Origin of the sequence: Novipirellula aureliae (assembly GCF_007860185.1) — a bacterium.
In the GTDB taxonomy this organism is placed as follows: Bacteria; Planctomycetota; Planctomycetia; order Pirellulales; family Pirellulaceae; genus Novipirellula_A; species Novipirellula_A aureliae.
Genome location: NZ_SJPY01000001.1, coordinates 33,668 through 55,079 on the forward strand (window position 1 = coordinate 33,668; position 21,412 = coordinate 55,079).

Here is a 21,412-nt window from a genome sequence, read left to right on the forward strand (position 1 = left end):
TGATTGTTTAACGCCAAGCCATAGGCGACCGATTATGAAAAAGCTGACGCCTTCGGCTAAGCGTTAAACGATTAAGATAAGCGTTAAACGATTCAATCGACAGGCCGTGAGCCACCGGATTGTCGTAAACGCACCATCAAATAAACCTTTTCAGAGCTACACGGTATCAATGGGTAGCAAGAGATTGTGTAGTAAGAGATTTCGAGCATTTCATGATGAGTCCGAACGATCGATCGATCTTGTTGGCCGTTGGCGGTGGGATTGCGGCCTATAAATCAGCGGTGCTTTGTAGCCGATTGGTACAGGCGGGGCATGATCTGCAGATCGTCATGACCGCATCGGCGACCGAGTTCGTTGGCAAGGCAACCTTCTCAGCGCTGTCCGGTAAACCAGTGCAATCCGACTCGTTCGCTCATCATTCGATGCCGCTCGGGGCACACATCGAATGCAGTGAAGACGTCGACCTAATGATCGTTGCCCCCGCGACAGCAAATTTGTTGGCGAAGTTCGCGGCTGGGATAGCCGACGATTTGCTCAGCACGTTGTATCTGCAAGTCGCTTGTCCGGTTCTGTTGGCGCCTGCGATGAGTGCGTCGATGTGGAGCAAGCCTGCGGTACAGCGAAATGTGGAAGCATTACGCCAAGATGGGTGTCACCTAGTCGGTCCCGAATCAGGGTGGCTCAGTTGCCGCGTCAAAGGCGAAGGTCGGATGTCGGAACCAGAATCGATTTTCGATGCAGCAACGGCTCTGCTTGCCTAGTGCGTTTCATCGATAAGCGATTTGTGTTCGGGGGGAGTGGATCTTGTAAAAGATCCCCATGCGGAAGGATCTTCAGCAAGATCCACTACATCAAAAAGAGATAACGACGGATGACAATTCATGTTTTCGGGCATCGAAATCCCGATACCGATTCGATTTGTAGCGCTCTCGCGTATGCTGAGTTCCTAAAAAAAACGATACGGCCCGATGCAATCGCGGCGAGTTGTGGTGCGCCGAACCAGCGGACGGAGTTTGCCCTTCGCAAAGCAAACGTGACCCACCCGCGGATCATCATGGACATTCGTCCAGAGCTGCAAGACGTTTGCCAACGGCAAGTGATTGCGGCTCGCCACAGCGATGCCTTTTTCGAGGTCTATCGGCTGATGAAAGAGCATTCGCTGCGAGCGATCCCCGTGCTCGATGATGACGATCAATTGTTGGGGATCGTCTCGTTGCTCGATCTTTTTGAATTGGTTTTTCAAGGTGACGTGGATGCGGCGCATTCACGCGACGTTTGTAGCAATCTTTCTAAGGTCGCGTCGGTCCTTGGCGGTAAACTCGCCCATGCGGTCGAACCAGACCGCACCGACGATTTTGTGCTGACAGTCGGGGCGATGAGTGCGGGTGGGTTCACCGACCGATTGCATGGCTTTGCACCTGAGCGGTTGTTGGTCGTCAGTGGTGACCGTCCAACGATCCAGCTTCCCGCTGTAGAATGGGGAGTGAGAGCATTGGTGGTGACGGGCGGGTTTGAGCTTTCCAGCGGTCTGATGCACCTCGCCGAGGCAAGGGGCGTTTCAGTGATCACGAGTCCTCATGATACCGCAACGACAACGATGCGTATCAAGGCGGCGCGATTGATCCGTTCGACAATCGACCGCAACTTCGTCTCCCTTCCCGCAAAGATGCCTGTATGTACGGCACGCCAGCAGATTGTTCGCTCAAGGCAAACGATCTTTCCGGTTCTCGATGGGGGAAAACTCATTGGAGTGATCTCCAAGAGCGATTTGGTCAATCCACCCAAGCCTGAGATTATCTTGGTCGATCATAATGAACTGACTCAATCGGTCAACGGAGCCGAGGATGCTGACATCATCGAGGTCCTCGACCATCACCGTCTCGGTGGCTCTCTCAAATCGTCGGATCCTATCCGCTTTACACTTGAACCGGTTGGTTCAACATGTACTTTGGTGGCTCAGAAGTACCAAAAGGCTCAAATGGATCCATCCCCATCGATGGCACTCTGCATGGCATCGGGGATTATTAGCGACACACTTTACCTGCGCTCGCCAACGACGACGGACGTCGACCGCGAGATGTTGGAATGGCTACAAGCATTCTGTAAGGTCGACTTGGCGGAATATGCCAATGAGTTCTTTGAAATTGGCTCGGCACTGCGCTCGTGTACGCCCCGCGAAGTCGTGCGAGAGGACTGCAAGGAATTCCAAGAGGCCGCCTGCAAGTTTTCAATCTCACAAATCGAAGAGATTGGCTTCGATCTGTTCTGGCAACGCAAAAAGGAATTGTCGGTCGCACTCGAAGAGTTGGCTCGCGAAAACAATTATGATTTTTCTGCCTTGCTCGTCACCAATATCGCCAGTAACGGCAGTCTACTGCTGATGAGTCGCCAACCGGAGGGTTGGGAAGAGATCAACTACCCCGAATTGGAGGACAACCTTTTTGAATTGGAGGAAGTGGTCAGCCGCAAAAAGCAATTGCTACCGTTGATCATCAGCCTACTCGATTCGTCCATGCCTGAGGAAAACGGCGCATAGTTTGCTGTCTTTTTTACGCCGCGTGCCCAACGGGCCGCGCGTGCCATGGTGACCGCGCAGCCGGTTGGGCACGCGGTTTAACGAGCAAAACCCCCATCGGTATTCTTAGCATGAGCAACCCATCTTTACCCGATTCGGAAGCCTCGCCTTGGCTGGTCCAACAGTGGATTTTGGCTGGCATTGTTTCGTCGGCTGCTCGGTTTATCCCAATCCCCTATGTGGATGAGTACGTTCGTGACCGATGCCGTCGTTTCGTTGTATCACGGACGCTGGCGGCCCACGAGAAACCCGAGTGGCTCGATCCTCTTCAGCCCTACTACTCAAGCAGCGGTGGTTTTCTAAGCTCCGTCGCTGGAAAGGCGGCTCGCTTGCCGCTCAAACTGCTACTTTTCCCCATCCGTAAAGCGATTGCAATTGCCACTTCGATTCGTGGGGTTCCACTCGAGATCATGCGTACGGTATTGCTTGCCCGATCACTGGATCGCATCCTCCAATCAGGCCCCGAGTCGATCGACAGCGAACAAGCGAAAGCCATGCGTCAAGCATTCGACCAAACCTTCAAGCGGATGGATTTTCGCGTCTTTAAAGCCGCCATGAGCGACGTGTTCGATGGCGTTAGTGGTTTAAAAGCGGCAGCGATCGGGGCGGCGAGACGGATCGCTCAAAACGAGGAAGAATCGCCGGAGAAGCTTGAAGCCGAACAACCGCTTCGCAAAGGTGCCGAGCGGGTTCAAGAGGTTTTCAATCGGCCCGAAATACTAAAACTCTTCGCCGAGTTCGACCGCCGTTATGAAAAGGCCTGCTATTGGAATGTTTCGCACTGAGCGACTTTCGCGTTGTAGAAACTGTCCGTGATCGACCATTCCTCGAACAGAAGTCGCAACTGTCTAAGCCGTCCCTGAACCTGCTTCGCGGTGAACTGGGGGACGTCGCCCGATCGTGCCTTTTGATAATCCAATTTGCTCGGACGTGGTGGTAGAGGTCGTTGAAATTCTGGTTCCTCTTTAGGACCAAAAACAATAGCAGAGAACCCTGCTTCGGTCGGCACCAGGTGTCGCCATAGGAACGCTTGCATCTTGTCTTCGCATGCCACCGCTCGTCGAACCACTTGCTGACCATCGATTTCGGCGATCCCTTCGATCAAAATCTCGCTTGGTGAGTCTTTCGCATTTCGTAGACTCTTGATCCATATTTTCGTCGAATCCGCTGCTTTTTTCATTCCAGGCGACGACGCCGAAAATCGTTTGACGGAATCATTGAGGCGAATTTGGATATCGCCATCGAACCCATCCTTGCGAATCGCATAGACGTTGACTCCCATCGCCTTGCCACTGCGGAGTGCCAAACCAGACGGTTCAGCACGCAACTCAAAATCAGGACATGGTGGGCTTAGACGCAAGCGGTAGGCGAAAGCTTTACCACCACTTTGGCTGGTGTCCCTAATTTGCACGTAATAGACGCCGTCCTCGGGAAGCTTCACCATCAAGTAGGAATCGGCATGATGCGTATTCAGCCCTGAAGCGACATCGGCATGATCATCATTCGCGGCAACCAACCTACCCTTTGTATCTCGGATCTCTAACATCGAATCGAGTGGCGAATCCAATCGGCGAGCGGTCACTTCGGCAACCAGTGTTTGGCCTGCTTTCGCCTCGACGGCAAAGAGGTCCATGTCCCCTGCCTGCTCAATGCGTCCATTGACAATCGTAGGCAAATCGATCGTTTGCGCTTGTGACGTCCTGTTATTGGGTTCCACTTCGAACAATTCGTTCATCGTACTGATCGCGAACGGCACCCGATTGGAAGCCATCCCATCAACGATCGCGGACACCCAAACCGTGGGTGATTGTGTAGCGGGATTGATTGGCGCTACGGCAGCACCCTTCAAATTCCAGCCCTGAAGTTCGGCTTTCGATACCGACTCAAGCGAACCACCAAGCGGAAAAAGACTCGTGATCGTCGGCAATTCTCCGATCGAGATTCGATAGACAAAATCTTCGCGGCCACGGTAGATCGCATCGTGAATACAAAGGCGATATTCGCCATCGGCAGGTACCTCGATGAAAATCGTTGGGTCGGGTTTGAAGCGAAAATCATCATTGTAGGCAACTTGGTTACCGTTTTCATCGTACAACGCCATCACGGCTTGGAACCAGCCTGGAACCGCATCGGCGATGTAAGGGATCAATTGTCGAGCGAAGCAGGAGATGACCAACCGCTGCCCTTGCTTCGCTTTAAACCGATACCAATTGACCTCACCGGAGGCAATTTGGCCATTGACGGTACAAGGCAATTCGATGCTTTCTTCCACCTCGTCCGCCGGTCGATTGCGCAGTGCCAACTCCTCTTTCCCAAGAACTTGCATGCTGGTCGTTCGCATCGGCTCACGAGTCACTTCGGGGATTTGGCCGATAGGAAAGATGATTGGATTGGAAATGCCGCGTGAGGTGACCACACGGATTTCTCTCGGCCCCGGCTTTGCATCGGGAGCGATCGAGACTTGGACATAAACCAGCTCAGCGATCGAAGTGGACGCAGGGCGGGCGACGTAGTCGGCCAATCGGGATTCGATGTTGCTAAGAATCTTTTTCTCGGTGGGACTGAGTGCCGTACCTGTCTCTCCACTTCCACGTTTTTGTTTTTGTCGGAGCAGTTGGGCTTGTTCGCGCAGCAGTGCCCGATCCTGGTTGTTCATTTTGCGGAAGGTGTCCGTGATCTCGGCGGTCACGCCATCGCCAGACACCAGAACATCTTCCAAGCCGATAAGTCGTTGGCCGCCGAGCTTGACCGCGAACGTCGTCCCCTGCTGGCCACCGGCTGGATAGGCGTACCCGATATAGGGTGACGGTTGTGCCCAGGCGGTTACGGCAGTGGTCGTCGATAGCGACAGAAAACCGAGAAAAACGGATACGGTAAGTTTACTCATTCGTCCAATCCACAATGGATGTTAGCGTCACATAATCTCGGTCAATAAGCCACCCGATTTGACGTCTTCCGACGCATCGGGTAGCACTTGCGCATCGGCCCCGAGGGGATGCGGCAATTTGGCATGCGGATCGATGCCTGCGAGTGTGTAGATGCTGCCCAATAAATCGACGGGATAGACCGGACGCTCCTTGACCGTTTCGCCCTTCTCGTCGGAAGCACCCACGATTTCTCCTCCCTGAAAACCACCGCCTGCGACCAAGACGGAGAAGACTTTTCCGTAGTGATTGCGTCCTCCGTTCCATGGCGGTTGCCAATCCACTTTGGGACCACGGCCGAATTCACCGGAACACCAAACGATCGTACTATCGAGCAGCCCACGGTCACTTAGGTCTTCCAACAATGCCGCCAAACCCTGGTCTAATTGGGGTACTTGCCGCCGCATTGTTTGGAAGTGGTTCTTGTGGGTATCCCATCCACCGGGGTAGTTGATCACAATGTAGGGAACGCCCGTTTCCACCATCCGCCGAGCGACCAAGCATTCTTGGCCAAACGTGTTTCGACCGTATCGCTCACGAAGTTTGTCATCTTCTTTCGATAGATCGAACACCTCTTTACCGCGACCAAGGATCAACTCATAGGCTCGCTCTTTGGTTGCAAATGCCGACTCGAGCTGCGGCATCGTTTGAGCAAACGGATCGAGGTTTCCGAGTAGGTCACGCCGCGACTTCTGACGCTCATCGGTGATATTCTTGGCGACGACTCCTTCGACGGCGAAACGTTGCGCATTCGGATCGCCGCCCGTTGCGAACGGTTTGTACTTTGGTCCCAAAAAGCCCTCTTCGGAAAACCGACCTTGCGGTTTTGTTAGCACGACATACGGAGGAATCAAGCCTTCGTAGTCACGGCCTTTGAAGAGCGAAAAAACCGCACCAACACTGGGATAAGCCAAGCGTTCGCCAGGCATATGTCCGGTTTGCATCAGATAAGCAGCCGTTTCATGACCGTTGTTGCCGTGCGTCATGCTGCGGATCAACGAATACTTGTCCGCTTGTTTCGAAAGTGCCGGAAACAGCTCACCCAATTGGATGCCAGGGACGTTGGTCGAAATCACGCCTGAAAACTCACCCGTGTAATCGCGTCCGGCGTCGGGTTTAGGGTCCCATGTATCGACGTGCGACATACCTCCCCACAAAAAGATCTGAATCACCGATTTCGCTTTCGCAGGCAGCTCCGACGCAAACGCCTGGGCCGGTACAGTATGTCCCACGGCAACGCCTGCGGCACCGAGCACTCCACTTTGTAACGTTTGACGTCGTGAGAATTCGACTTGAATTTGGTGATTCCGGTTGTCATTCATTTCGAGGGGCCTTGTTAGTGTTTGTATGAGAATTCGGTACTGTTGATCAGCGCCCAACAAATATCAATCCAATCCTCTCGGCGAAATCGTCCGCGATTGTTTGGATAGGCCATCACAATGCTGATTTCAGATTCGCTTGGATGGCGAGACAGAATAGTGAGGTACAATTCGTCGATGGTTTGCTGCGGTTTTCGATTTGCAGCGAAAAACCTCTTAAGTTTTTGCCCCCTTTCGAGTTTTTGCTGGATGTGACTCGAATTGAGTAGGTGTAGCCATTGGGCCGGAACCGGGTTGTTGCTGCGTTCATCGGCCATGCCGGTGGCTCGCGCCGATCTTCCGAACAAAGCAAGAAACGGGCTCGTGATGCTACCGTCAGCTATCGAAACCGCAGGCTGCCCGCGAGGAATGTAGGTGAACGGCTCCGGAATCGCACTGGTGTAAAGATCGTTTGATCCAGTGATTTGGTTGATCGCATCAATCAATACTTCGGCATCGAGACGACGCAGCGGATAATTTGCTAACTCGGCAACCGAGCGGCTTTCGCCATCCGTCGACGCAGCATTTGATAGGGACGAAAACTGGTAGACCTCCGAGGTGAGGATCAACCGATAGAGCGATTTCAGATCATAGTGGCTCTTGACGAACTCGCTCTCTAAGTAGGCCAGCAGTTCAGGGTGGATCGGCGGGTTATCGGCTCGAAAATCGTCGGCGGGTTCCACCAACCCACGTCCCAACAACCAAGCCCAAACGCGATTGACTGCGCTACGGGCAAAATAGGGATTGTCGTCTCGGATTAACCACGCTGCAAACGCGATACGGGGATCCGCTTCCGTCGTCAATTTCACCGTCTTTCCATCGGGAAAGGTCGCTACGGTTGGACGGACGATCGAAGGCAGGCTCCCATCGGTTTCAGGCGACGCAGCAACCTTCCCGGGAACGGCACTGCCGGGTGCAACGTTGGACGCGTCCACGCTCTGGTGCAGCGGATCCCAAAACACGATTTCTTCTTTCCATTCCGCAGTCGGCTTGTATCCGATTTGCGAAAAGAACGCAGCCATCCCTTCCAGCTTTGTTGGCGACCACGAATCGCTGCGGCAACCCATAAAAGTCAAGGCAACGGCATTGGCGATGCCTTCCGGTGTTTTATTTTGCACAGCCCGATAAAAATTAACCTCAGGAGCCCGAAAGTTGCTACCACTTGATGTCAATAGCTCCCGCGCGAATTGATCGTATGGCTTGTTCTGAGCGATCGAATCGCGAACCCAATGGTGATAAGCCTGGGCTGCGTTGGGCCATAGGTTAATCGGGAATTCAGCTTTGATCCGTAGCGTATCACCCCACTTCATCGACCAGTAGTCGGCGAACTCATCTCGCTCGAGCAGTTGGTCGATCAAGCGAACACGTTTTGTCTTCGTGTCGGTATCGGAAAGAAACGCTCGGACTTCCGCAGCGGTCGGCAGACAACCGATCGTGTCCAAATACGCTCGGCGTATAAATACGCAGTCGGAACAAATGACCGGTTCGATGCCAAGCTCGGAAAGCGACCGGAAAACCAAGCGGTCGATCTCACTCGTGGGAACCGCTGGACGATCCGATTCAAAGACAGCCCGCATCGCCGGGGAAAACGTAGGTTGTTCGGCGATAACGCCTGGAGCGAAGGAAACAAGAAACGCAAAGACAGCAAGCCACAGTGAGTATTTCACGGCGAACGGACTCCAGCGGGGAGTTAATTGCAGGCGGGATAGGTGGGATGAAGAAAAACGAATCGAATCGTGAAACTATTTCCCCCTATCATCCTAATCTCCGATCGATCGGAGAGTTACGGCATATTTTCAAAATCTATCCGAACGCGACAATATTCCGCACCGAGTCAGTGATCGTGTGGAGGCGGCTTCGGTGTACAAAACCTCTTTTGTCAGCTCGCTACCCTCTTACGCTGAACTGATCCCCGTTTGCACATCGTCGGAAGGAAGGAGCCGGCTACTTGGGCTCATGTCGCTAGCCCAAACAAAAACTTCAGTGCTTTCCGCTTCACCTCGAATCGTCGCAAACGCAACATCAGCGGCATCACGACCAGTTCCGATCCTGACAAACCCTCCGACGGGTGCCAGTCGCGTTGCATCGAACAAAAACCAACGCCGATCCAAGTACGCTTCAAAAAAACCATGAAAGTCGGGTGGGTGTAGGTTGACCGCGTAGCCCGAAACGTACCGCGCAGGTATCCCCATCGCTCGGCAGAGACTGATCGCGACATGCGCGTAATCTCGACAAACTCCCGTGCGCTGTATCAAGACATCGCACGCGGTGGTCGTCGGGCCTGTGCTACCAGGCGTGTAGGCGAGTTGCTGGTACGTCCAGTTACAGATCGCGGTGACTCGTGAATAGCCAGTCAGTAATTGCCCGAATTCTTCAAACGCAAAACGGTACAACTTGTCCGATTCGCAGTAACGACTTGGATTCAGGTACGATAGCACGTCAGCGGGCAATTGCTCGTAATTCGTCTCACCCACATTCGTGGAATCGACCTCGTCGGAACGGAGTTCAGCCGTAGCGGTGTAGCGGATCGTAAGTTCGCCAGGCGTCGCGTTGAGCCGAACCACTCGATTGCCAAGTGGTCCAACCTCACACTCTTCGATCACTTGATAGGGAACAACCTCCAACGATTCGGATGTGACCGTTTGGTGGGCATTCCGAGCCACCGATAGATTCAATAGAAAAACGGTAGGGGACCACACGCGGTAGCGCAACTGACAGCCGACTTCAATGATGTTCATGGTTAGAATTCATTTGGCGATGGGTTTCGAGGATGCCCACGGAGGATGGATAGCTGTAGTGGATCTTGTTAAAGATCCTCATACGCCAGGATCTTTAACAAGATCCACTACGGGCGGATTGATGGCATTGAGCCAGGATCTTTAACAAGATCCACTACGGGCGGATTGATGGCCTTGGGGCAGGATCTTTAACAAGATCCACTACGGGCGGATTGATGGCATTGAGCCAGGATCTTTAACAAGATCCACTACGGGTGCATTGATGGTCTTGGGCCAGGATCTTTAATAAGATCCACTACGGGCCGCTGATGGCGCTGAGTTCGTGACTGGCTCTCGTCCCCAAGGCTCCCCATAGTCCGTATGGACTTTCAATTAACTCCTCATTGACGCTGCCGACAAAGACGCTCGCTGCACTGGGGTGGCCAGCATCGATACTGTCATTGACGAAGGTGACTTTGCCATCGCCCATACAGACATGGGCACCGCCCTGATGCCGGCTACTGGCACCGAGTACGCCCCACGTGTCATCCCGGTCCGCCTGCAAGACGATCTCGCGGTTTGGTGGCAAAATGGTATTGACGGCCGTGTAAACGGGCATTCCGTCGGCCCAACGACTTCCGCGCCCGACCGAGTTGTCGGCTGCTAAGACGGAAGCGTTCGATTGCATCTGCCAAAACTCAGGCCGGTCGACGTCAATGAGTTGTTGATCGCGGGCCCAATTCGGATTCGACGCCAACACGATGCCTGGACCTGCAATCGGCTTGGTGAGTATCGATTGATCGCCGAGATCGGTCGCAATCTCGGCCATCATGATCGTCGTGCTAAGACCATCGGTGACGTCGGAAAACCGCATGATCACTCGCGGGACAAACATCCCTCGCATCGCCAGCTCGGTTTGCTTTTCCAGTTTCGCATCGATGACGAATCGACCATTCCGCTCTTTCATAGGTCCTGAATCCGCCGCGACCATGCCATCACCAAGACAGACCGCGTAGTTGGTTCGCCCCAGTGCAGGAAGACCAATCCCAGGATCGCTCGGGCAGCGCAGCGGTCTAATTTCTGAAGACCAAGGATAGTAGTCGCCGTCGAACGGCTCAGGACCGCCTGCTACCCACGTTGCATCGGAGTCCGGCTCTTCCGCTTCCTCTTCATCCATCGACATACCCCAGCCGTCATTATAGCTATATCCAAGGTAAAAGGCATAGCTTCGGAGTCTGGAGTCATCCTTTCTAATTGATCGATTGATAATTTCCCATCTTGGTTGTTCATCCAAAAATGGCAACAAAGCGACAAACGCACTCAGCCGGCGGTCGTTATCGACGCTCGGCGTTGTACTGCCTTCGCTGCCCGATAATTGAACCGGCAATTGTTTGAACGCCTGATGGTAGCCGTGGATGGCCAGACCGATTTGCATGAAGTTGTTTGCACAACTCGTCCGCCGCACCATTTCTCGCGATGCTTGAATCGCAGGCAACAATAGTCCGACCAAAACACCGATGATTGCCACGACCGTAAACACTTCGACCATCGTAAACGCAGTTTTTTGTTTCACTCCGCTGCCTCCGCTGGAGTTGGATCCGCTTTGGGAGCTGGAGCAACGTTCGGCGTCAAGGTTTCGCTATTCGGTTCACTACTCTTCCACTCGATCGGAATGCCACCATCGGCACGATTGCCCATCTGTTTGAGAATTTCCAGGTCGATCGACTCGCTGCAAAACTTGTATTCGCCGCTGCCCATCAATACATGTGCACCACTGCCGTGATCACTGGCGATGCCACCGACATACAGCGGATCTAGCGTCGTCGTAAAACTGGACTTGCCGCGAACGTTCGCCAATTCAGCGTTAATCGGATGCCCCGTATTACGCAAACTCGATCGTGTTCCACTCATCCAGCCCAAGTCGTCTTCGAACCGCGACAATTTCTCAGCAACGAAGGCGGTATAAGCGAGACCATCGCTGATGTCCTCATCGCGAACGGGGACGTTTAGGAACATCACACCGTCATTATTGGTGTCGATTGGCGTCTCGGTCGACGAAACAATGCCAGCATAACAGGACGTGTTTTCTCGCATCTTGGTCGCCGATGGGCATTGCAAGAAAGGCAGACGAAGGTTTCGCACCTCGGCATTTTCCGGCGCATAGACGCTCTTGTTTTTATCGACAGCATCGTAGACGGTTTGTGCATCGAGCATCGGCAACAATCCGATGATCCAATTATGGTGGTCACCGACGGCTTCGCTTCGGACCGGTCCCGAATCCGCGATCGTGCCGACCGGGTAATGAGTATGCTCCATGGCGTAAGTGGAAAGAGCCAAGGAAAGCTGGGTCAAGTTTTGCTGGCAATTCGACCGCCGCGACATTTCACGCAGGTTCTGCATCGCCGGCAGCATGAGTCCGACCAGGACGCCGATGATAGCGATAACGACCAGCAACTCGACGAGGGTAAAGCCGGCCTTTCCCCTATTTTCCGGGCGCAGTGGTCGTGCAGCTTTTAACTCCAACGGAGTCAACAACTTAACCACCTCCACCGAGCGAAGCTTGGGAGAGTTGCCCAGACGGGTGCTTGGAAACGAGTTTTCTGTCATCACGTTCATTGGTCCGCTCCATCTTCTTCCAAATGGATTTGCCGAGTCATTTCGTCAACAACTTTGTCGCCTTGATACCACGTCGCCGTAACGATCGATTGATTTTGGTCCAGAGTGACCTGAATAAATTCGTTGGCTGCTTCGTCGATGGGAAGTCTGCAGGTCTGAAACGAGTTATCGACAATCGGCATCGCCGCGTCGATCGCCGCGGCAAGAGTTTGGTTGCGTCGCCCGAGTAAATCATGACGACGGGAAGAAGTCTCGGCGACCACCATCGTCCGAACGGCCGCTAAAACGACCATCGTCACCAACACCACCAGCAGCAAAAACGCGGCACCACGGCGTCCGATCATCCGCCGGCTACGAATAGGATTCGTCAACGTTTTACCCCTCTTTCCATCATCGCATTTCCAACGGCCCGATTGTCACGACCGTTTATGATAACACAAAATGGATAGGGTAAGGCTATTTGATTTGGTCGAGTGGAACTTCGCGATAGAGAGCCAACATACTGCCGATTTCTTCGATTTGCTTCAAATCTTTTTGGCTTAGTTGCTTGATGACCTCATGCTTAGCATGGAATCGATCGGTCGCGATGCCTCGGCGGATCGACAAAGTCGTTTCTTTGGGCATTTTCCCGTCTGCCGCGATCCGTTGGTTGAGCGACATGCGTGCAAATGGCGGCAATCCGATCCGTCGGACCAAGTTCAAACGAGACGCCAAGTCGGCGAATTGACCGTATGCGATGGCGGAATCTAACGCGACCGAGTCATCGACGACGGTTTCGTACGCGGTATCCTCAAATGAAATTCGATAGGTATTTGTCTCAGCGTCGAATTCGGGAGTAGCCAAAATACCCAGCCTTTCTTGCTGGCTGCGTGTTTCAGCAGCACTTTTCGCTTGCGCGGTCACGCGGACGAGATCATCAATTGTGAGCGTCGTACGAGTCTTGGCCACGCGATCGATCAGGATCACCCGGCTACGGGGCGAGTCGTAAATGGTCACAAAACGATCATCGATCACTGGCACATCGTACACCAATCCGCTGTCAAACAGAATCAGATGATGAGCCGCCGGCTTGGCTTGCTTGCCTTCAAAAATCTTGGTCTCGACCCGAAAATGGGTGTGTCCCGAGGTTTGCGCCTCTGCAGGCGGCATCGCGGCAAAGGTACCAACAATCGTGCCGCTGAACGTAACAGCGAGCAAGACAGGAGTCAGGAAAGACATGGAAAATCGCATCATGGTAGGTTTAGCCCTTAGTAGCGGCGAAGACGTCTAGACGTTTCGATTGGCTGCAGCGTAGAAAAGAAGCTGGCAACACGTCCAGACCAACCCGTTTCTTTGTTTCGAGTAAAATTGCACCAGCCATGCGTAGCACCTTGTTTTTCATTCCGCACGAAGTCGCCGGACTACCGGTGTTCGGATTCGGCTGGGGCCTGATCCTGATCGCGGTCGGTTTCCTGATTCGACTGCTACTGCTCAAAAAAACGCACCAATCACCGAGAGCGTTCCTAGCCAGCGAAGGGCCGATGTGGGGTTTGATAGCCTTTGCAATCGTGTTCATTTTGCCGGTGGTGGAGCTAAAGAACCTGGCTGGTGAGCCAGTTGGCATGGCAATTCGCGGCTATGGCGTAATGCTGTTATTGGGTGTTTTATCAGCGGTTGCGCTGGCCATGGCTCGTGCTCGGCGGCGAGGTATCGATCCCGATGCGATCATTGGCATGGCACCGTGGGTTTTCATCGGCGGGATCGTAGGGGCCCGTCTGTTCTACGTCGTTCAGTACTCGGACCGCTTCATGCACGACAGCTGGGGTGAAACGATTCGTAGCATGCTGACGTTTACCGAAGGCGGGCTGGTGGTTTACGGTGGTTTTATCTTCGGAACACTCGCTGGTGTCTTCTATGCCGTTCGCCAGCGATTACCGCTATGGCGATTGGGGGATGCGATCGTTCCCTGTATGTTTATCGGCCTAGCGTTTGGCCGAATCGGTTGCCTTCTCAATGGCTGCTGTTACGGTGGAGCGTGTCCTGACTACTGGGCTGCCCTACATTTTCCGGTCGGCAGTCCTGTTTATGTCGACCAACTACAAAGCGGCTCATTGGTTGGTCTTGATGTCGACCCCGACAGTGGCATCATTCGCCGTGTTCGGCCGGGCAGCTTGGCTGCAAAAGACGGAATTGAGAGTGGTAGTCGACTTGAAAAACTGCAACTCGACGACCGAGACCTCGAAAAACTATCCAGCGACATGCCGTATGAACGAGCCCCACGCGGAGTGTTGGCAATGATCGATGGAAAGGTCTATCAGTGGAGTAGCGATCAGTTGCCAGAACGAGCGATGCCGGTCCAGCCAGCTCAGTTAATCAGTAGTTTCTCGGCAATCTGTTTGTGCGGGCTACTCTGCGCCGCCTCGTATTGGTTCCGACGCGAAGGGGCGATTATGATGTTGGGATTCGCCAGCTATGCGGTATTGAGGTTTGGGTTAGAGTGGATCCGTGTTGATGAACAGGGGCAATTTGGGACCGATTTATCGATTTCACAGTGGGTCAGTGTGCTGGTATTTGCATTGTCAGTTGTCGGACTCTTTTGGATCTACGGTCGGAAGCAGCCAAGCAGCAAAGTGGAGGCATGAATTTGAACCGAATCAAAGAAGCTCCGTGGTTGGACGACCCATCGCTTGGAGAACACGAGCGAATGCAAGCGATAGCAGGGATGGCACGTTTCAATCGTTTAAGCGGAATTGGTGATGTTCTGTTTCATCGTCTCGAGCGTTTCGCTTCGAATGTTCCAGGCCGTCCACTCAAGGTACTCGATTTGGAAAGCGGTAGTGCTGATTTACCAATCCATTGGGCGGTCAAGGCCAAGCGACGGAGCGTTGACCTGCAAATCACGGCATCGGATCATCGTGAAGCGGTCCTCGAACAACATCGACAAGCGATTATAGAGCATGACGTCGATGTTCATTCAGCCAAAATCGACTGCTTGAACCATCCACTCCCATCCGGATTCGACGTCATTGTCTGCTCAGACCTGATGCACCAATTGGAAGAACCGCAAGTGTTTCGGTTGCTTCAATCGATGCAGCAATCAGCTGGCTTGGCGATGGTGGTATGTGACTTCGAAAGAACTCGATGGAATTTCACAGTTGCCAAGACCGCGTCCCGTTTGCTGACACGATCCCGAGTGCTCCAGCATGACACACCGCTGAGAATTAGAGCGGCGTACACGCGCGAGGAATTCTCGAAAATCGCCAATGCGGCATTATGCCGCACCATCATGATTCGTGCGATCGTCCCCTGCCGAATGCTTGCGGTGGCCAGTGAAGTGGTTGCACCGGTCCCCGCGCCTGCATTTGCGTAATCCCGCAGGTCGCCGTCCGCCGCAAGGCATAGGATCGGTCATGTTGCTTTCTTTTCTTAATGACGCAGACCCGGCAAGAAACCAAGACGACGTTGTTCGGTTGGGGATGCTGGGGACGTGGTTTCACAGCCAAAATGCGCGAACCTATTTTGAATATTTTCGCTGTTTAACAATTGATTTCTGTAGCCACCTCAAAGAAATGCGTTAACTTAAAGGAGTAGAGAGATCGGGGATGAGCGTCATCGCATTCAGAGCCGTTCATTCCTCGAACATGGCCCTCTAACACGGCCCTCTAACACGGCCCTCTAACACGGCCCTCTAGCACGGCCCTTTAACATGGCAAAGAGGGCCTCTCCAATCGGAGGTTGTGGACAATGCCAAAAGAAACGACTGCGATCATCGAACAGATCGCACATCAGTTTGAGAACGATCCTACGCGGTTGATGGATGTCGCCCGGGCTGTCCATGGGCGATTGGGACATCTTTCGGAACTTAGCATCGGGCTGATCGCTAAAAACTTGGGAATCCATCGTGCTCAAGTCCGCGACATGGTCAGTTTCTATGCCTTCTTTTCGCGGTCACCTCAAGGCAAGAACGTCATCCGTATCTGTACGGCAGTCGTTGAAAGAATGAAGGGTGCCGATGCATTGGTCGAAGCTTTTGAGAAAGAGCTTGGCATTTTTCTTGGCGAGACAACCGAGGACGGTAAAGTCACTTTGGAAAAGGCTTCCTGTATCGGCCTTAGTGACCAAGCCCCGAGTGTATTGATCAACGGCATCGCGCTGACACAACTTACACCCGAGGATGTTCCCGCAATCGTTGCCGCGATTCGATCGGGTGACGAGTTTGATACGCTACCGCAGGCGCGAGTGCGTAAGAATTTGCGGCAAAGTGGACCCATTCTTTTGGGGCCCTACGACAGTGGAGCGGCGCTACGAAAGGCGATCCGCAAAACACCTGCCGAAATCCTTGCCGAGTTGTACACTTCCCATTTGCGAGGTTGTGGTGGTGCGGGTTTCCCCACCGCCAGCAAGTGGGATAAATGCCGAAACTCGCCTGGCAAATCACATTATGTCATCTGCAATGCCGATGAAGGGGAACCGGGGACGTTCAAGGATCGTGTGATCCTGATGGAAAATCCCGAGCTTGTTTTTGACGGCATGACGATCGCCGGTTTTACAATCGGTGCCAAAGAGGGAATGATCTACCTTCGTGGCGAGTACGACTATTTGCGAGGGGATCTCGAACGCGCCCTTGCGAACCATCGCCAACTTGGGCTGTTGGGAAATGACATCTGTGGCCTCGAAGGATTTGACTTTGATATCCGCATCCAAGCGGCAGCCGGTGCTTATATCTGTGGTGAAGAGTCAGCGTTGATCGAATCCTTAGAAGGCAAACGCGGAGCCCCTCGAGACCGACCGCCCTTTCCCGTCGAACGCGGCTACAAGGAACAACCGACTCTTGTGAACAACGTCGAAACGTTTGTCGGTGTTTCGCGGATTCTCGAAAACGGTGGCGAATGGTTCTCGCGTCTTGGGACCGAGCAAAGCAAAGGAACGAAACTGCTTAGCATCTCAGGCGATTGCCAACTACCGGGGGTCTACGAAGTCGAATATGGCATCACGGTTGCCAAACTGTTGCAACAAGTAGGAGCCGAGGACGCCCAGGCGGTCCAGATTGGCGGTCCATCAGGGCATTGTATCGGACCAAAGGATTACTTGCGGAAAATCGCATTCGAAGACCTGCCGACGGGCGGTTCGATCATTCTCTTCGGTCCCGATCGCGATATTTTGGAATACATGTATCAATTTGGTGAATTCTTTGCCGAGGAGTCTTGTGGTTGGTGTGTTCCCTGTCGCGTTGGCACCACCCTCCTACTCAAAGAACTTCGCGAGGTTCTCGATGGACACGCAACGCATACGGAATTGGATGCGCTGAAAAAACTTTGTGGGACGATCAAGACGATGAGCCAATGTGGGTTGGGCCAAACCGCGCCGAATCCAATACTGAGTACGATTGACCAGTTCCCCGAATTGTACGAAGCCCGCTTGCAGAAGGGCGACTTCTACCCGCGGCTAAATTTGCAAGAAGCGTTGAAAGCAGGATCTGCCTGTTCGGGACGCGAACCGATTCAGATCGAAGTTGAAAAACACACGGTGAACACTTAAGCCAACTTCGCCGAGAAAAATATGGCCCCGACTTCTAGCCTGGGACCAGAACAAACCTCAGGCTGGAAGCCTAGGCCACGGCCAAAGGACACATCGATCCCGATAATTTACTTAGAAAGGGAATCCAACGATGAGTGACAACACCGTCACGATTACGATCGACTCAAAACCGATCCAAGCAAAGCTAGGCCAGAAGATCATTGAGGCAGCAGAGGATGCCGGAATCTATATCCCGAGACTCTGCCACCACAAGGATTTGCCACCGCGAGGTCATTGTCGGTTGTGCGTGGTGAAAGTCGATGGGCGTCCACGAAGCTCTTGCACCATCCCGGTCGAAGAGGGGATGACGATCGAAAACGATACCGAAGAGTTGAATGCCCATCGCCGCATGGTGCTCGAAATGATGTTTGTCGAAGGCAATCATTTTTGTCCTTCTTGTGAAACAAGCGGCAACTGCGAACTGCAAGCCGAAGGCTATCGGCTAGGCATGATCTCGCCAACACTGCCCTACATTGAAACGCACCGTGAACTGGATGCGACCCATCCCGATGTATTTATCAACCGGGACTTGTGCATTCTCTGCGGACGCTGTGTGCGAGCGTCGGCGATTCAAGACGGCAAAACCGTGTTTGCCTTTGAAGGTCGAGGCATTCACAAAGTGATTACAGTCAATGCCGAGCATGGCTTGTCCGAAACCACGATGGACGTTGCAGACGCGGCGGCACGCGTTTGCCCTACGGGATGCTTGCGCACCAAACGTGTCGGATACTCGATTCCGATTGGACAAAGACGGTACGACCATACGCCGATCGGATCGGAGATTGAACGGGCGGGGTCAAAATGAAACCGTCTTTTTGAGGCAGCTCGGCTGCAACAACTTTACCCTCCCCAAAAACACCGGAGTTCGAGCGGTTCTTATGTGCAACGTGGCAAACGACTTCGATAGGCCCCCACCCGAACGGCGGCTGAACGCCGCGTTCGACCTCCCCCAAACGAAGTTTGGGAGAGGAGGTTAAGTTGTTGACTCAGATGAACTTAAAAGCGGCACGACCTCGGCTGTGCCGGGAGAGATAGATAATGCGTAAACGCTTTCAAAACAACAACTTAAAAGTCGTACATCTTTCGCGACAAGAAAGGTTTAATCCTCCAATGTCAAAGCCAACCATTGCCACGGGCCATTTTACCGGTTGTTTCGGATGCCACATGTCACTGCTTGATATCGATGAGCGGATCTTGCAACTGACGGAGCTGGTCGAATTCGACAAGTCGCCAATCAATGACAAAAAGCGATTCAATCGAATGGTCGATATCGGAATCATCGAAGGAGGTTGCAGCAATGATGAGAATGTCGAATTCTTACGGATGTTCCGCGAAAATTGCCACACCCTCGTTGCGATCGGAGCTTGTGCCCTGACCGGCGGTGTGCCTGCAATGCGAAACACCGTGCCGCTGCGCGAGTGTCTCGAGGAAGCGTTTCTGAGTGGACCGTCGGTGGTTGATGGAGTCATCCCCAACGATCCAGATATCCCGATCATGCTCGACCGTGTGTACCCAGCCCATGAAGTGGTCAAAATCGATTACTTCATTCCTGGCTGCCCACCTTCCGCCGACGCTCTTTGGACCGCGATTGTGGCGTTGCTCGAAGGCCGAGAACCCGTGCTCGATTATGAACTGCTCAAATACGACTGATCTATTACGAGGCTTTGTCCGAAAAGGGGGCTGACCCTAACCAGACAAGCCGAAAACGATTGAGAAACGAATGTCCTCCAAAGGGGTCAGACCCCCTTTTCGGAGAAAGCCTAGGCGAAGAAAATGACAACGACCACTCAAAACGGCACTCGCAAAATCGTGATCAATCCGGTGACCCGAGTCGAAGGTCATGGCAAGGTTACGATTCAATTGGACGAGGCCAACCATGTGACCCAAGCACGGTTTCACATTATCGAGTTTCGCGGATTCGAGCGATTCGTACAGGGGCATTTTTACTGGGAAGTTCCGGTAATGGTGCAACGGCTTTGCGGTATTTGTCCGGTCAGCCATCATCTATGCGCGTCGAAGGCGTGTGACAGGATCGTCGGTGCAGAGCCCATCACACCGACTGCGGAAAAGATTCGGCGGCTGATGCACTATGGCCAAACCTTTCAATCGCACGCACTGCATTTCTATCACTTGTCGTCGCCTGATCTTTTATTCGGATTCGATGCTCCGGTCGAACAACGCAACGTGATTGGCGTGATCGAGGCGTACCCCGAAATCGCAAAAAAAGCAGTGCTGATGCGAAAGTTTGGGCAGGAGGTCATCAAGGCGACTGCGGGCAAGAAGATCCACGGTACTGGCTCGATCCCCGGCGGCATGAATAAGCATCTATCACTCGAAGATCGTGACCGTTTGGCTGCCGAAGTCGACACGATGGTCGAGTGGAGTTTAGAAGGATTGCAGTTATGCAAAAAGGTGACTCGCGGCAGTGCGGAAACGCTACTGCCGTTCGGTACGTTTGAATCCAACTTTCTCAGCATCGTTCGCTCCGATGGCTGTTTGGATCTCTACGATGGAAAACTTCGCGCCAAGGATGCCGATGGCAACATCATCTTTGACCAAGTCGACCCGTCTGATTATTTGGATGTCATCCGCGAAGGTGTCCGCAATTGGAGTTACATGAAGTTTCCGTTCCTTCGAGACCTGGGACAAGACAAAGGATGGTACCGCGTCGGTCCGCTCGCACGCATCAACAATTGCGACTTCATCGACACTCCGATCGCTGAAACAGAACGCCAAGAATTTATGCAGCTTGGTGCAGGTCGTCCCATCCATTCCACCATGGCCTATCATTGGGCTCGATTGATCGAATTAGTGCATAGCGCTGAGAAGATGCAAGAATTGCTGGCGGATCCAGACGTTTTGCGTGGCGAGTTGACGACCAGCGGCGAACGTCGGGGGACCGGAATCGCGATTATCGAAGCTCCGCGTGGCACGCTCATTCATCATTACGACGTCGATGAAAACGATCAGGTCCTCCGAGGCAACTTGATCGTCTCGACAACACATAACAACGAAGCGATGAACCAAGCCGTTCGCGTCGTCGCCGACCAGTATATCGAGGGACAAGCTGAAATCAGCGAGGGGATGCTCAATGCGATTGAAGTTGGCATCCGCGCTTATGATCCCTGCCTTAGTTGCGCGACGCATGCCTTGGGTCAAATGCGTTTACGCGTCCAATTGATTGGACCTGACGGTGCCGTGCTTGACGAGAAAGCGCGAGAATGAACCACACCCGGACACTGATAATTGCTTGTGGCAATCCGCTACGAGGTGATGACGGGCTCGGACCAGCGCTCGTCGATCGGCTTTCTAGCCTCCAGCGGTCCGATATCGAAACCGACGTCGATTATCAACTCAATATCGAAGACGCCGTGACTATCGCGGCCTACAAAAGAGTTCTGTTTGTTGACGCCAGCGTGACTGCACCATCACCGTTCTTGCTGCAACCGCTTGCCCCATCTAGCGAAATCACTTTCACCAGTCACAGCGTAACACCAGGAGCGATTCTTGCGATTTGCCAGGACCACTTTCATCATCGACCCGAGGCGTGGGTGATGGGCATCCGCGGCTTTCGCTTCGAACTTGGCGAAGGCTTATCCATCGACGCACGTACCAATCTCGATGACGCTTTCGCTGGCGTTATCGAGTGGATCCAAAGGTGATGGG

Annotated in this window: 18 protein-coding genes; 10 read left to right on the forward strand and 8 right to left on the reverse strand. The window is 53.3% G+C overall.

Going from position 1 to position 21,412, the window contains the following annotated elements:
- Nucleotides 1-215: 215 nt before the first annotated feature.
- From Q31b_RS00160 to Q31b_RS00170, 3 genes are all read left to right on the forward strand, one after another.
- Nucleotides 216-761: a flavoprotein gene (locus Q31b_RS00160; RefSeq protein WP_146598659.1), complete on the forward strand. Its 546-nt coding sequence runs from the start codon at nt 216-218 to the stop codon at nt 759-761.
- 110 nt (nt 762-871) lie between these two features.
- On the forward strand, nt 872-2,536 hold the full coding sequence (locus Q31b_RS00165) for a putative manganese-dependent inorganic diphosphatase (RefSeq protein ID WP_146597687.1): 1,665 nt from the start codon (nt 872-874) through the stop codon (nt 2,534-2,536).
- Between the two features lie 110 nt (nt 2,537-2,646).
- Nucleotides 2,647-3,360, forward strand: a complete 714-nt coding sequence (locus Q31b_RS00170; RefSeq protein ID WP_146597688.1) for a hypothetical protein — start codon at nt 2,647-2,649, stop codon at nt 3,358-3,360.
- On the opposite strand, the gene Q31b_RS00175 is transcribed toward Q31b_RS00170, so the two are convergent.
- The 8 genes from Q31b_RS00175 to Q31b_RS00210 all read right to left on the reverse strand — a co-directional run bounded on the left by Q31b_RS00175 (nt 3,339) and on the right by Q31b_RS00210 (nt 13,423).
- Entirely contained in the window at nt 3,339-5,462 is a 2,124-nt protein-coding gene (locus Q31b_RS00175) for a PPC domain-containing protein (protein WP_146597689.1), read from the reverse strand. The two genes, Q31b_RS00170 and Q31b_RS00175, sit on opposite strands and share 22 nt — an antisense overlap.
- Nucleotides 5,463-5,489: 27 nt before the next feature.
- Nucleotides 5,490-6,821, reverse strand: coding sequence for a DUF1501 domain-containing protein (locus tag Q31b_RS00180; protein WP_146597690.1), 1,332 nt, complete (start codon nt 6,819-6,821; stop codon nt 5,490-5,492).
- 14 nt (nt 6,822-6,835) lie between these two features.
- On the reverse strand, nt 6,836-8,524 hold the full coding sequence (locus tag Q31b_RS00185) for a DUF1553 domain-containing protein (protein ID WP_146597691.1): 1,689 nt from the start codon (nt 8,522-8,524) through the stop codon (nt 6,836-6,838).
- A gap of 228 nt (nt 8,525-8,752) precedes the next feature.
- The gene (locus tag Q31b_RS00190; RefSeq protein ID WP_146597692.1) at nt 8,753-9,595 is read right to left on the reverse strand and encodes a transglutaminase-like domain-containing protein; all 843 of its coding nucleotides are present in this window, start codon (nt 9,593-9,595) and stop codon (nt 8,753-8,755) included.
- A 295-nt stretch (nt 9,596-9,890) separates the two neighbouring features.
- A complete protein-coding gene (locus tag Q31b_RS00195) occupies nt 9,891-11,147 on the reverse strand; it encodes a DUF1559 family PulG-like putative transporter (protein ID WP_231617186.1) in 1,257 nt (418 codons plus the stop codon).
- Nucleotides 11,144-12,190 carry a DUF1559 family PulG-like putative transporter gene (locus Q31b_RS00200; protein WP_146597693.1) on the reverse strand — a complete coding sequence of 349 codons (1,047 nt, stop codon included), beginning with the start codon at nt 12,188-12,190 and terminating at the stop codon, nt 11,144-11,146. Before Q31b_RS00200 ends, Q31b_RS00195 begins: the two co-directional genes overlap by 4 nt.
- Nucleotides 12,187-12,561, reverse strand: coding sequence for a hypothetical protein (locus Q31b_RS00205; protein WP_146597694.1), 375 nt, complete (start codon nt 12,559-12,561; stop codon nt 12,187-12,189). The genes Q31b_RS00200 and Q31b_RS00205 overlap by 4 nt, the downstream gene beginning before the upstream one ends.
- A gap of 85 nt (nt 12,562-12,646) precedes the next feature.
- Nucleotides 12,647-13,423, reverse strand: coding sequence for a hypothetical protein (locus Q31b_RS00210; RefSeq protein WP_146597695.1), 777 nt, complete (start codon nt 13,421-13,423; stop codon nt 12,647-12,649).
- Between the two features lie 125 nt (nt 13,424-13,548).
- Between Q31b_RS00210 and Q31b_RS00215 the strand changes: the two genes are divergently transcribed.
- The 7 genes from Q31b_RS00215 to Q31b_RS00245 all read left to right on the forward strand — a co-directional run bounded on the left by Q31b_RS00215 (nt 13,549) and on the right by Q31b_RS00245 (nt 21,408).
- Nucleotides 13,549-14,811: a prolipoprotein diacylglyceryl transferase family protein gene (locus Q31b_RS00215; protein WP_146597696.1), complete on the forward strand. Its 1,263-nt coding sequence runs from the start codon at nt 13,549-13,551 to the stop codon at nt 14,809-14,811.
- A complete protein-coding gene (locus tag Q31b_RS00220) occupies nt 14,808-15,539 on the forward strand; it encodes a methyltransferase domain-containing protein (protein WP_146597697.1) in 732 nt (243 codons plus the stop codon). Before Q31b_RS00215 ends, Q31b_RS00220 begins: the two co-directional genes overlap by 4 nt.
- Before the next feature lie 374 nt (nt 15,540-15,913).
- Nucleotides 15,914-17,707, forward strand: coding sequence for an NAD(P)H-dependent oxidoreductase subunit E (locus Q31b_RS00225; protein WP_146597698.1), 1,794 nt, complete (start codon nt 15,914-15,916; stop codon nt 17,705-17,707).
- Nucleotides 17,708-17,837: 130 nt separating this feature from the next.
- On the forward strand, nt 17,838-18,551 hold the full coding sequence (locus Q31b_RS00230; protein ID WP_146597699.1) for a 2Fe-2S iron-sulfur cluster-binding protein: 714 nt from the start codon (nt 17,838-17,840) through the stop codon (nt 18,549-18,551).
- A gap of 305 nt (nt 18,552-18,856) precedes the next feature.
- On the forward strand, nt 18,857-19,396 hold the full coding sequence (locus Q31b_RS00235; protein WP_146597700.1) for an NADH-quinone oxidoreductase subunit B family protein: 540 nt from the start codon (nt 18,857-18,859) through the stop codon (nt 19,394-19,396).
- A 123-nt stretch (nt 19,397-19,519) separates the two neighbouring features.
- Nucleotides 19,520-20,971 (forward strand): Ni/Fe hydrogenase subunit alpha, encoded by a 1,452-nt coding sequence (locus tag Q31b_RS00240; RefSeq protein WP_146597701.1) that lies wholly within the window; start codon nt 19,520-19,522, stop codon nt 20,969-20,971.
- Nucleotides 20,968-21,408, forward strand: coding sequence for a hydrogenase maturation protease (locus Q31b_RS00245; RefSeq protein ID WP_146597702.1), 441 nt, complete (start codon nt 20,968-20,970; stop codon nt 21,406-21,408). Before Q31b_RS00240 ends, Q31b_RS00245 begins: the two co-directional genes overlap by 4 nt.
- Nucleotides 21,409-21,412: the final 4 nt, after the last annotated feature.

Coding starts and splice junctions, on each gene's coding strand:
- Q31b_RS00160 (WP_146598659.1), top strand. CDS start 216: ATGAGTCCGAACGATCGATCGATCTTGTTGGCCGTTGGCGGTGGGATT.
- Q31b_RS00165 (WP_146597687.1), top strand. CDS start 872: ATGACAATTCATGTTTTCGGGCATCGAAATCCCGATACCGATTCGATT.
- Q31b_RS00170 (WP_146597688.1), top strand. CDS start 2,647: ATGAGCAACCCATCTTTACCCGATTCGGAAGCCTCGCCTTGGCTGGTC.
- Q31b_RS00175 (WP_146597689.1), bottom strand. CDS start 5,462: ATGAGTAAACTTACCGTATCCGTTTTTCTCGGTTTTCTGTCGCTATCG.
- Q31b_RS00180 (WP_146597690.1), bottom strand. CDS start 6,821: ATGAATGACAACCGGAATCACCAAATTCAAGTCGAATTCTCACGACGT.
- Q31b_RS00190 (WP_146597692.1), bottom strand. CDS start 9,595: ATGAACATCATTGAAGTCGGCTGTCAGTTGCGCTACCGCGTGTGGTCC.
- Q31b_RS00200 (WP_146597693.1), bottom strand. CDS start 12,190: ATGAACGTGATGACAGAAAACTCGTTTCCAAGCACCCGTCTGGGCAAC.
- Q31b_RS00210 (WP_146597695.1), bottom strand. CDS start 13,423: ATGATGCGATTTTCCATGTCTTTCCTGACTCCTGTCTTGCTCGCTGTT.
- Q31b_RS00215 (WP_146597696.1), top strand. CDS start 13,549: ATGCGTAGCACCTTGTTTTTCATTCCGCACGAAGTCGCCGGACTACCG.
- Q31b_RS00220 (WP_146597697.1), top strand. CDS start 14,808: ATGAATTTGAACCGAATCAAAGAAGCTCCGTGGTTGGACGACCCATCG.
- Q31b_RS00225 (WP_146597698.1), top strand. CDS start 15,914: ATGCCAAAAGAAACGACTGCGATCATCGAACAGATCGCACATCAGTTT.
- Q31b_RS00230 (WP_146597699.1), top strand. CDS start 17,838: ATGAGTGACAACACCGTCACGATTACGATCGACTCAAAACCGATCCAA.
- Q31b_RS00235 (WP_146597700.1), top strand. CDS start 18,857: ATGTCAAAGCCAACCATTGCCACGGGCCATTTTACCGGTTGTTTCGGA.
- Q31b_RS00240 (WP_146597701.1), top strand. CDS start 19,520: ATGACAACGACCACTCAAAACGGCACTCGCAAAATCGTGATCAATCCG.
- Q31b_RS00245 (WP_146597702.1), top strand. CDS start 20,968: ATGAACCACACCCGGACACTGATAATTGCTTGTGGCAATCCGCTACGA.